At 76.1% G+C, this 2,564-nt stretch carries 2 protein-coding genes; both read left to right on the top strand.

The annotated features are described in order from the left end of the window. Positions 1-868: hypothetical protein (locus ACWF94_RS38415; protein ID WP_453499593.1), on the top strand; the 868-nt coding region annotated here is incomplete at its 5' end. Next, complete coding sequence (locus ACWF94_RS38420; RefSeq protein ID WP_453499595.1) at positions 859-2,454, top strand: hypothetical protein; 1,596 nt, start codon at positions 859-861, stop codon at positions 2,452-2,454. The genes ACWF94_RS38415 and ACWF94_RS38420, both read left to right, overlap by 10 nt. Positions 2,455-2,564: the final 110 nt, after the last annotated feature.

Here is a 2,564-nt window from a genome sequence, read left to right on the forward strand (position 1 = left end):
GGAGGGCCAGGGGGAGTTCCGCGTTCCGGAGCTGGCCGCCGCGGGCCCCGAGGGCCGCGCGGCGCGCACCGCGCTCGCCCTGCGCGAGGCGAGTGCCGACCGGGTCTGGACCCTGCTCGACCATCCGATGCTCGCCCTGGAGGTCGCGGGTTCGCCCGCCTATCTGGAGCCGGACGCGGTCGTCGTCCACCCCGACGGCCGGTGGACGGTCATCGAGATCAAGTCCTTCCCGATGATCGACGCGTCGGCCGACGCCGCGAAGGTGGGCGCCGCCGCACGCCAGGCGGCGGTGTACGTCCTGGCGCTGGAGCGCGTCGCCGCGCTGACCGATGGCGCGCGGGTCGACAGCAGCGTGCTGCTCGTCTGCCCCAAGGACTTCTCCAATCTGCCGACCGCGTCTGCCGTCGACGTACGCAAACAGCTCTCCGTCACCCGCCGCCAGCTCGCCCGGCTGACCCGTATCGAGGACATCGCCGCCGCGCTGCCCGAGGGCGCCACCTTCGACCTGGACCGTCCGGCAGGCGAGCTGAGCGCCGCGGTCGAGTCGGTCTCCGCCGCGTACGCCCCCGAGTGCCTCGCCGCCTGCGAACTGGCGTTCCACTGCCGCGACCGGGCCCGGCACGAGGGCGCGGTCGGCTCCCTCGGCCGCTCGGTCCGCGGTGAGCTGGGCGCTCTGACCACGGTCCCCGATGTCCTCGCCGCCGCCCGCGGCCTCAGCGGCGATCCCACCGACCCGGCGGTCGCTGCCCTGCGCCGGGCCGCCGCCCTGCGCGCCGAGGCGCTCGGGTCCCGCACGGCGGGCGGAAGCCCGGTACGTCCGGTACCGGACGCCGTGGCCATGGCGGCGGGAGGGGCCGGATGTCGCTGATCGCCACGCTCGCCCGGCTGGAGGCGGTCGAGTCGGGGCGGGCCCAGCCGCTGGCGACCGTACGGCACCGGCATCTGGCCGACCGGCCGCTCGTCCTCGTACCGCTGACCACGGCAGGTGAGGCGGGGGCGCCGCTGGGCGCTCTCGTCGGGACCGACCGGGAGCGGCCCCGGCTGCTGACCGTGGCCCAGCCGCGCGACCGCGACCTGCGGTTCACCTTCCTCGCCGAGCTGGCCGACGCCGTACTGCCGTATCTCGACGCGTACGCCGACGACATCGAGCTGGTCGAGAGGAACGAGAACGACCCGGCGACCGGGAAGCGCACCAAGGTCGAGGCCGAACTGTGCGCGGACGCACCCCAGTTGATCGTGCCGGGGCGCGCGGGCATCGACTTCGTACGCCTCCTCGGGCGCTCCATGCGGTTCCGGCGCACCGCCGAGCAGGACCCCGACGCGGCCTACCCCGCGCCGCCGCACGTCCCGCTGCTCGGCCGATGGCTCACGCACTACGGCGAGCGGGCGCGGGTCCCGGGCTCGTCGCTGCTGCTGGCGGCGACCGATCTGCTCAACCGGCACTGGGCGACCGGGCAGTCCTCCCTGGAGGACCAGCACCTGGGCGCGCTGCTCGCCTGGATCGACCCGCCCGAGGGCCGGACCGGGGCGGAGGCCGCGCTGCGGGCCGAGCTGGGCCGTGACGCGGCCGGGCAGCTGCTGTGCCCGCCGGCGGGCCCCGCGACCGACCCCGCCTTCGACAACCGGCTGCTGGCCCCGGCCGTGGCGGCGTACGACCGGGTGCGCCAGGCCCATGGCGCGGCCCAGGAGGGCACCGAGGCCGACGGCTGGCTGGGACAACTGGCGCTGGCCGAGCGGGAGATCCGCCGGCTGCTGCTCACCCAGACCCAGCCGGCCTGGGACGCCGTGTGGCGCGGACTCGACCTGCTGCGCGAGCTGCCCGAGGGCGCCAGGGCGGCGGACCGCTGGACGCGCGACCGCTGGTCGTTCACCGCGCACCGCGATCGCGTACGGGCGGGGGAGCCGCCCCAGCCCCGCCGCGACGACGCCGTGACCGCCGCCCGGAAACTGGCCGCGCGGGAGACGGCCCAGGCCCAGCTGGAGGCCCAGGAGGCGCTGGACGACCCGCTGGTGCTGGCCGGGCGCAGGCTGGCGGGCGAGGCGTTCATCGGCGAGGTGACCGAGGTCGTGATGGCGTGGTCCGAGTCCAAGCGGCCCTCCCCCCGCCCCCTGATCACCCTGCTCACCGACGACCTGCCCCACCTCGGCGAGCGGGTGAAGGTGTACCGCTCCCTGGACGGCAAGCCGCAGTCGGCCGAGTGCGTACGGTACGAGGCCGCGGGCGACTCCACCCTGCTCGTACTGCGGCTGACCGACCGTATGGGCCGCTCCAAGGACCCGGCGGAGGGATCGGTACCGGTCAAGGGCGACCGGATCGCCTGGACCCTGTTCGAGCACGACCAGCGCGGCGGTCCGAAGCTGCCGGACCCCGAGGAGACGCCGTGGACCCACGGCGGCCCGCCCGGCACGGACGCCGAGGCACCCGACCCCGTGACCCCGGAGGATCTGCTGTGACCGCGTCTGACCAGGCGGCTTCCGGTTCCGCCGCCCATAGCTCGGCGGCCTTCGGCCCGGCGGCCTTCGGCCCGGCGGCTTTCGGCCCGGCGGCTTCCGGTCCCGGGGCC

This window comes from Streptomyces sp. NPDC055078 (genome assembly GCF_053607985.1).

What these genes read in the sequence shown, in the direction of transcription:
- ACWF94_RS38420 (WP_453499595.1), top strand. Translation starts at nt 859, where the DNA reads ATGTCGCTGATCGCCACGCTCGCCCGGCTGGAGGCGGTCGAGTCGGGG.